The sequence below is a fragment of the Actinomadura geliboluensis genome, assembly GCF_043197915.1.
GTDB lineage: Bacteria > Actinomycetota > Actinomycetes > Streptosporangiales > Streptosporangiaceae > Spirillospora > Spirillospora geliboluensis.
This window is the reverse complement of record NZ_JBICUA010000005.1, coordinates 535,480-542,397: the sequence shown is the minus strand read 5'-3', so window position 1 is coordinate 542,397 and position 6,918 is coordinate 535,480. Positions and strand designations below refer to the sequence as shown.

The window sequence follows — 6,918 nt, the reverse complement described above, 5'->3', positions numbered from 1 at the left end:
ACGCCAAGATCCGCGCGCTCGGCGAGCGCGGTGCCGCCACGCTCAAATGCTGGCACGTGCTGCGCAAGGCCCGCTGCTCACCCAGCCGCCTCACCGCCACCGTCCAAGCCATCCTCACCCTTCACCACCAGGGCCAATGAAGTTGGAATTAGCTCAAGGTGAGGTGATCCCGGCGACTGATGGCAAGGGCTCCTATTAGCTGGGCGCGGGGGTCGTCGCGGGCGCGTCGGTGTCGAGCAAGTTCAGGTAGTCGTTGAGCAGGGCGGACGCCTTGAGCATCGCAAGTCCCCGCGCGGTCAGTTTCCGCTGCCAGTCGTCCAGGGAACGGGACAGCGCATCGGTGCCGCCGGCGGTCCGAATCTGGTGGACCACGGCGGCGATGTGCTCCAGCAGATATCCCCCGCGCCGAAGGAGATGGGCCAACTCGGCATCGCGGACGTCGGTCGCGCGGTAGACGCGGTATCCGGTGGCGGGGTCGCGTTCGGGGACGACGATTCCGGCGTCCTCCCAGTTGCGCAGGGTGGCCGTGGTGACGCCGAGCCGGTGGGCGAGATCCCCGATGGACTCGATGGCGGCGATTTCCGAGCGGTCTGGAATGGCGACCGCCTCGGCCGTCAGGTGGTCCACCGTCTGCCGCACCGAACTGAGGGTCTCCCGGTCACGAAGGAGTTGATGATGGGCACGGTCGATGGCGGTCAGCGCGTCGTCCAGCCGGTCGTCGTGGAGCGCGGTCATGATCTGGCCGGCCGCCGCGTATCCGAGGGCCTGCACAAGGGAAAGGTAGGCGCGGAGAGCAGCGGCATGCGCCTCGGTGTAGATGCGGTAGCCACTGGCGGAACGCCGCGCGGCCGGAATGAACCCGTCCCGCTCGTAGTTGCGGACGGCCTGCGCCGAGATGCCATGCTCCCGCGCGAGATCGAACGGACGCAATCAGATCACCTGTTTGAGGCTTTGCGGTACGGCTCTCCGTTCATCACCCTGAAAGTATCAACAAAACTTCAGGGATGGAATTCAGCGGTCAGCCTGGTGAACCGCTCCCCGTCCCCACCGCGAGAGGCCATCGGGGAGCGGCTGCAACCAAGTGAGGCCGTATCTACCTCGCCAAGACGCGCCTGAATGACAGGGCCAGTAGCAGGGCGGCCGCGACGAGGATGCCGCTCGTCCAGACCGGGCCGAGGTCGCCGAGGCCGGTGCCGAGCGCTGCGGCGGCGGCGAGCGGTCCCGCGACGGCACCGACGTTGAGCGCCGCCGTCGCATACGAACCGCCCATGGTCGGCGCCCCCGCCGCCTCGTAGAGGACGCGTGCGATCAGCGTGCTCCCGAGAGCGAACGAAAGCGTCCCCTGCACGAACACAAGGCCGAGCAGCGCGACCGGGTTGGCGGCGAAGGTGCCGAGGGCAAGCCATCCCAGCAGCAGAAGCGGCCCGCCGACCGCGATGACGAGACCGGGATGCTCGTCTGACAGGTGTCCGGCGGTGGTGACGCCGACGAAGGAGCCGAGGCCGAACAGCACCAGGACGGCGGACACCCAGATCGGCGCCAGCCCGGCGGTACCGGTGACGATGGGCGCGAGAAAGGTGAAGGTCCCGAAGGTCGCGGCGTTCACCAGCGCGCCGAGCAGCATCACGAGGATCAGCCGCGGCCTCCGCAGCTGCGCGAGTTCGACCCGCAGCTCGGGGCCATTCGCCTCGTCCGGCCGTCCGGTCTGCGGGGGAAGGCCCCGCAGTACGCCGATGGCGGAGGGCAGGCACAGGACGGCGACGGCCCAGAAGGTGGCCCGCCAGCCGAGCAGCGTGCCGAGGACGGCACCGCCCGGGACCCCGGCGATGGTGGCGGCAGTCGTGCCGGACAGCAGGACGGCCAGCGCGCGTCCCTTCCGGTCGCCCGGCACGAGCGCGGCCGCCGTCGTCAGCGCGACCGCGAGGAACCCGGCGTTCGCGAGCGCGGCGACGACCCGGGTCGCGACCAGCACCGGGAAGCTCTCGGTGACGGCGCCGACGGCGTGCGCCGCGAGGAACAGGCAGATGAAGCCGACGAGGCCGGACCGCCGCGGCCAGGCGCGTGCGACCGCCGCCATCAGCGGCGCGCCCACGACCATGCCGAGCGCGAACGCGGAGGTCAGCAGGCCGGCGGTCCCGACGGGGACGCCGAGGTCGGCGGCGATGTCCGGCAGCAGGCCGGCGAGCATGAACTCCGAGGTGCCCATGGCGAAGACCGCCACGGCGAGCAGGTAGAGCGGAAGAGGCACCGCTTGGCTCCGAGGTGAGGCGGGATAGGACGAGTCGTCTCGTCACCGCGCTCAGCCCAAGAGCGGCCCCGGCCGCTCGCAGCGGCCGTCCGGGCCGGATGGCTTCAGTGGTTCAGGGGGCTGACGGGTGACCGAAAGCCCCCGTCTTGGATGCCTCGGGGCTCACCATGTTCCAGACGATACTCAGCCACGCTCACCCAACGCACATCAATTACCCCCGCACTACCCGCGGGCCGATCGCCTCTACTGGGCAGCGTTGATAAGGCTGTACGTTGATCATGAGGGGGAATGCCGGGACATGTCTGACACCTTCCGCATCGGGGACTCCATCGAGGTGGGGCGGCTCGGGTTCGGGGCCATGCAGTTGCCGACCGGTCCGGCGGAGGTGCGGGCGAACTCGGTGGCGGTGGCGCGGCGAGCCGTCGAACTCGGCGTCACGCTGATCGACACGGCCTACCTGTACGGCTGGGGCGCCAACGAGGAGTTGCTCGTCGAGGCCCTGCACCCTTTCCCGGACGACGTCCTCGTCACGACGAAGGTGGGCGTCGTCCCGCCGGAGCCGCCGCGCGAAGCGGCGCTGTGCGGGCGGCCGGAGGTACTTCGGGACCAGGTCGAGCGGGCCCTGCGCCGGCTGCGCACCGATCGGCTAGAACTGCTTCAGCTGCACCGCATCGACCCGGAGGTGCCGCTCGCCGACCAGGTGGGGGCGCTCCGCGATCTCCGGGACGAGGGCAAGATCGGTCACATCGGGCTGTCCGAGGTCACGGTCGCCGAACTGGACGAAGCGCGGCGGATCGTCGACATCGCGAGCGTCCAGAACCGCTACAACCTGCTCGACCGCGAGCACGACCCGGTGCTCGACGCCTGCACGGCGGCGGGGATCGCCTTCCTGCCATGGCGGCCCGTCCTGCCCGCGACCACGGCCGGCGAGGTCGCCGCCGTGGCCGCCGAACTCGACGCCACCCCGGCCCAGGTGGCCCTCGCGTGGCTGCTCGGCCGTTCGCCGGTCGTCCTGCCCATCCCGGGGACGGCGTCGATCACGCACCTGGAGGAGAACGTCGCCGCGGCCGACCTGCAACTCACCGACCAGCAGCGAGCCCGGCTCGACGCCGCCAACCAATAGAAGCAGTCAGCCGTTGACCAGGAGAGACACGCCCGTGTTGCCGCGCCTGGCGGACGAGAAGCGGAACCCACCCCGGCGCTCCCAGAGCCAGCCCTGCGAGGCTGAGGTGGTGCGGGAAACCGAGCGGCGACGCGGAGGTGCTGCACGGGTTGCGGGGCCTTTCCCGCTGCCGCCCACCCAGACCAGGCACGCCGGTCTAACCCGACCAGTACACACTGGAAGGCATCCGAGTGTGTATTGTGTGCGCCATGGCGAGACTCAACATCACGCTCCCGGACGAGCTTGCCGCCACGCTCCAGGGCCTCGCCGAGGACAAGAAGATCGCCTCGGTGTCCGGGTTCCTCGCGGACGGCGCGCGCCTCAAGCTGGCCTACCTGCGGGACGCCTCGACCATCGACGACCTGTTCGGACCGCCGAGCCCCGACGAGCAGGCGATGGTCGATCGCCTCGTCGAACGCGGCACGCCGGACCGCAGGGACGTCGCGTGATCACCGGTCACGTCTTCGACGCGACCGCACTCCTGGACCTCGCCACCGGCAAGACGATCTACGTCCGCGCCCGGCTCCGCGCGTCCATCGCCCAGCACGCCACCATCGTGATACCCGCCACCGCGCTCGCCCGCGCGTGGCAGATCGTCCCCGACCACGGCCGCACCGTCCTGGAGCGGCTCCCCGGCATGCAGGTCGTCCACGTGGACGACCTCGACGACGTGATCGCGCAGCAGACCGGCCTGCTCGTCACCACGATCCCCAACCTCGGCATAGACGCCGCCCAGGCCGCCTGGTCGGCGCGCTGGCGCCGGTGGCCGCTGATCACCGCCGACCCCGACGTCTACGAGGCCGTCCCCGGCGTCCGCGTCGAGCAGATCCCTTAACCCCGCCGCCCCGCAGGACCACGCCGCCAGCATCGACCCCGCCGTCCGCGTCGGCCGAGTCGTTTACGCGGCCAGGCCGGGGTACGGGGGCCGCATGGGGACACGTGGCAGCCAGGGATTGCTGCACATCTATCTGACCGACCATCTGGCCGCGGCCGCCGGTGGCGTGGCCTTGGCCCGCCGCGTCGCGCGCTCGCATCGTGACACGGACGACGCCGACCTGCTGCGGCGCCTCGCCGCCGACATCGCCGCCGACCGCGGGGCGCTGCTGTCGATCCTGCGCTCGCTCGGGATGCCGCCCCGCCGGTTCAAGAGCATGGCGGTGTGGGCGGCGGAGAAGGGCGGCCGCCTGAAGCTCAACGGCCGGGTGGCGACCCGCTCGCCGCTCAGCGATCTCGTGGAGATGGAGGCGCTCCGGTTGGCCGTCGAGGGCAAGGCGGCCGGGTGGCGCACCCTTCTCGCCATCGCCGACCGGGAGCCGGCACTGGACGCCGAGCAGTTGCGCACCCTCCTCGACCGCGCGGCCGCCCAGATCGCACTCCTGGAGGAACTCCACGGGAAGGCCGCCGGCACGGCGTTCCGCGAGAAGGGCACAGAGCGGACGAGCCGGACGCGCACGGCCGTCTCGCCATGACCGAGCGCCCGCCCCTCGTCCGACGCCCCCAGCGCACGTAAGCAGGCCCGTAGTGGAAGTGGCTGTGCGTTGCCCGTACCGCTCGGCGATCAGGCAGGGTGCCAGCTGAGGGACAGGCCCATCTGCATCCGCGCGGCTTGGAGGTCAGCGGCCCCCTGGGGCACGGCGCCTTCTTCGGGGTGACGGCGAACGCCTAAATGCAGCGGCCGACCGAGTGGCGACACCGAGAACGGGCTCATCTCGCCGCCACACCCTGGAAGGCCGATGTTCAACCCCGCGCCACGGCCGCAGACCGTCCAGCTGATCCTTGCCGGGTTCGCGTCTCTGCTGTTCCTGTGTGGCCGAGTGCCTCGTTTTCGACCCTGATGCGCAGCCTGAGCAGGCACAGGTTCGCCGCTGTGAACAGCAGCGAAGTACGCCAAGCGGTGTGGACGAGCGGCAGAGCAACCCCCTCTGCGACGACCGCCACGTAGTTGGGGTGCCGCAGGCGGCGATACGGGCCGCGCTCCACGAGTGGCACGCCGGGCACCACAATGACCCGGGTGTTCCACCGTTTCCCCAGGCTGGCGATGCACCACCAGCGCAGCGCCTGCGCCGACAGCGCCACCGCCAGCATCGGCCAGCCGAGCGGCGGGACGAACCGGCTCCGCCCAAGACGGGCCTCCAGCAGCGCCCCGCCCAGCAGACCGGCATGGGCGGCAGCGATCAGCGGATAGTGCCGCCGGCCGTGCTCAACGCCGCCGCTCCGCCGCGCCCAGGCGCGGTTGCGGCGCGCTACGGCCAGCTCTGCCAGCCGCTCGGCGGCGACGAGCCCGATCAGTACGCCGTACCGGTTCACCGAGCGGTCGGCACGCGACCCAAACTTCGCGCGCCCCCGCGCCCCCCGCGGTTCACGCGCCCCCCGCGGTTCACGCGCCACCCGCGGTTCACTCGCCTCACCAGCGCAGCAGGACTAGTTCGGCGGAGAATCCCGGCCCGAGCGCCATCAGCAGACCGGGGGTGCCGTCGGGCGGACGGCGCCGGGCGATCGTCTCCTCCAGCACGTTCAGCACCGACACCGAGGACAGGTTTCCGTGCGTCCGCAGCGACTCCCAGGTGATGTCGAGCGCGCCCGGCTCCAGCGCGAGCTCCCGCTCGATGGCCTCGATCACCTTCGGGCCGCCGGGGTGGCAGACCCACGACGGGACCCGGTCCGGGGCGAGCCCGTGATCGTCCAGGAAGGAGGTCACGTCGCCTGCCAGGGTGGCCTCGACGTGGGCGACGAGGTCGGCGGCCAGGACGACGCGGAGGCCGTGGTCGCCGACGTCCCAGCCCATGAGGCGCTCGGTGCCGGGGTAGAGCCTGCTGCGGCTCGCGACCACCCGCGGCCCCCGGTGCCCAGCGGTGTCGCGGTGATCGCCGAGCGCCACGACCGCGGCGGCGCCGTCGCCGAACAGGCCGCTGGCCACGAGGTTCGCCATGGAGCTGTCGTCGCGCTGCACGGTCAGGGAGCACAGCTCGACGCACACCAGCACCGCCACCCGCTCGGGGCGGCCGCGCAGGTAGTCGGCCACGCGGGACAGCCCGGCGGCGCCCGCCGCGCAGCCGAGGCCGAACATCGGCACGCGGGTGATGTCCTCGCGCAGGCCGACGCGCTGCGCGACGCGGGCGTCCAGCGAGGGCGTCGCCACCCCGGTCGAGGAGCAGAAGACGATGTGGTCCACGTCATGCGGGGAGAGCCCGGCGCCGTCGAGCACGTCGCCGACCGCCCGTGCCGCCAGTTCGACCGCCGTCTCGATGTAGACGGAGTTGGCCTCGGTGAAGCCGTCGAGCTTCACGTACTCGTCGATGGGCAGGGCGAGGCGGCGCCCGGTGACCTGGGTGGCGGCATGGAGGCGCCGGACGATCTGCTCCTTCGCGGCGGCGCGCTCCACGACGGCACGGGTGATCTGGTCCTGGTCGTAGTGATGCTCCGGCACGACCGTCCGTACTGCAGCGACGCGCATGAGGCCCCCCGACTGTCGCCACAGCACGTACCCGGCGCTTCGGAGAACACTCGC

The 6,918-nt window shown here is 71.5% G+C and carries 8 protein-coding genes; 4 read left to right on the top strand and 4 right to left on the bottom strand.

The window, feature by feature from the left end:
• Positions 1-195: 195 nt before the first annotated feature.
• Positions 196-930: a TioE family transcriptional regulator gene (locus ACGFI1_RS20030; protein ID WP_392786954.1), complete on the bottom strand. Its 735-nt coding sequence runs from the start codon at positions 928-930 to the stop codon at positions 196-198.
• Between the two features lie 163 nt (positions 931-1,093).
• Complete coding sequence (locus ACGFI1_RS20025; protein WP_392786952.1) at positions 1,094-2,248, bottom strand: Cmx/CmrA family chloramphenicol efflux MFS transporter; 1,155 nt, start codon at positions 2,246-2,248, stop codon at positions 1,094-1,096.
• 298 nt (positions 2,249-2,546) lie between these two features.
• On the opposite strand from ACGFI1_RS20025, the gene ACGFI1_RS20020 reads away from it, so the two are divergent.
• The 4 genes from ACGFI1_RS20020 (at position 2,547) to ACGFI1_RS20005 (ending at position 4,879) form a co-directional block, all read left to right on the top strand.
• Entirely contained in the window at positions 2,547-3,371 is an 825-nt protein-coding gene (locus tag ACGFI1_RS20020; RefSeq protein WP_392786949.1) for an aldo/keto reductase, read from the top strand.
• Between the two features lie 248 nt (positions 3,372-3,619).
• A complete protein-coding gene (locus ACGFI1_RS20015; protein ID WP_089328625.1) occupies positions 3,620-3,859 on the top strand; it encodes a hypothetical protein in 240 nt (79 codons plus the stop codon).
• Complete coding sequence (locus ACGFI1_RS20010; RefSeq protein WP_301177563.1) at positions 3,856-4,245, top strand: hypothetical protein; 390 nt, start codon at positions 3,856-3,858, stop codon at positions 4,243-4,245. The genes ACGFI1_RS20015 and ACGFI1_RS20010 overlap by 4 nt, the downstream gene beginning before the upstream one ends.
• A gap of 94 nt (positions 4,246-4,339) precedes the next feature.
• The gene (locus ACGFI1_RS20005) at positions 4,340-4,879 is read left to right on the top strand and encodes a hypothetical protein (protein ID WP_301177564.1); all 540 of its coding nucleotides are present in this window, start codon (positions 4,340-4,342) and stop codon (positions 4,877-4,879) included.
• Positions 4,880-5,147: 268 nt separating this feature from the next.
• Here ACGFI1_RS20005 and ACGFI1_RS20000 read toward each other — a convergent pair whose 3' ends face one another.
• Both ACGFI1_RS20000 and ACGFI1_RS19995 read right to left on the bottom strand, forming a co-directional pair.
• On the bottom strand, positions 5,148-5,717 hold the full coding sequence (locus tag ACGFI1_RS20000) for an isoprenylcysteine carboxyl methyltransferase family protein (protein ID WP_392786947.1): 570 nt from the start codon (positions 5,715-5,717) through the stop codon (positions 5,148-5,150).
• 97 nt (positions 5,718-5,814) lie between these two features.
• Complete coding sequence (locus ACGFI1_RS19995) at positions 5,815-6,864, bottom strand: type III polyketide synthase (RefSeq protein WP_138640776.1); 1,050 nt, start codon at positions 6,862-6,864, stop codon at positions 5,815-5,817.
• Between the last annotated feature and the right edge of the window lie 54 nt (positions 6,865-6,918).